This is a genomic window from Saccharopolyspora elongata (genome assembly GCF_004348985.1).
In the GTDB taxonomy this organism is placed as follows: domain Bacteria; phylum Actinomycetota; class Actinomycetes; order Mycobacteriales; family Pseudonocardiaceae; genus Saccharopolyspora; species Saccharopolyspora elongata.
The window spans coordinates 1-751 of sequence record NZ_SMKW01000245.1 but is presented as its reverse complement, the minus strand read 5'-3'; the positions used below and the strand labels follow the sequence as shown (position 1 = coordinate 751).

Genomic DNA, 751 nt, shown 5'->3' with positions numbered 1-751 from the left:
GAACGTGCTCGGTCTCGACGAACCGACCGCCAGGCGTGCCCTCCAGGTCTATCGAGCGGACTACGCCGAGAACGGCGCACTGGACAGCCGCCCGTACGAAGGCATTCCCGAGCTGCTGGACAAGCTGGCCGCAGCCGGATTCCCGATGGCGGTGGCGACCTCCAAGGTGGAAGACCAAGCTGACCGGATCATGCGACACCACGGACTGGCAACCCGCCTGCTGACGGTGTGCGGCACGTCCGATGCGGCGGGGCGCGAGACCAAGCAGGCGGTGATCCGGGAATGCCTGCTCCGGCTCCGAGCCTGCGGTGTCGATGTCTCCAGACCGCTCATGGTGGGTGATCGAGGTTACGACGTGGAAAGCGCTGCCGCGGAGGGCACGCCCACGATCCACGTGCAGTGGGGCTACGGTGATGCCGCCGACGCCGCCGGAGCGATCGCATCCGTCGCTTCGCCGGAAATGCTGGCCAAGATGCTGCTGGACGAAACGGCGCTGTCTGCACCGGCATGACCCTTGCTGGCGGCTTCGCCGCACGGAACCGCTGACACCGGCGGGGTCCGGCGAACTCAGCTCGAAGGAGATCACCTGCTGTGGACGCCATCGACGAGAAGATCATTGCCGAGCTCTCCCGCAACGCCCGGATCTCCCACGCCGAGTTGGCCCATCGAGTCCTGCTGTCCCGCAACGCGGTGCGCCAGCGCATCGAGCGGCTGGAACGGCAGGGACACATCCGCGGCTACACGATCGTTC

Annotated in this window: 2 protein-coding genes; both read left to right on the top strand. The window is 67.1% G+C overall.

Annotated elements, in window-relative coordinates; all coding sequences use genetic code 11:
- Positions 1-511, top strand: a 511-nt coding sequence (locus tag E1288_RS46525) for an HAD hydrolase-like protein (RefSeq protein ID WP_132495761.1), incomplete at its 5' end; no start/stop codon positions are given.
- 80 nt (positions 512-591) lie between these two features.
- On the top strand, positions 592-751 hold a 160-nt coding region (locus tag E1288_RS50705; protein ID WP_132495759.1), incomplete at its 3' end, for an AsnC family transcriptional regulator.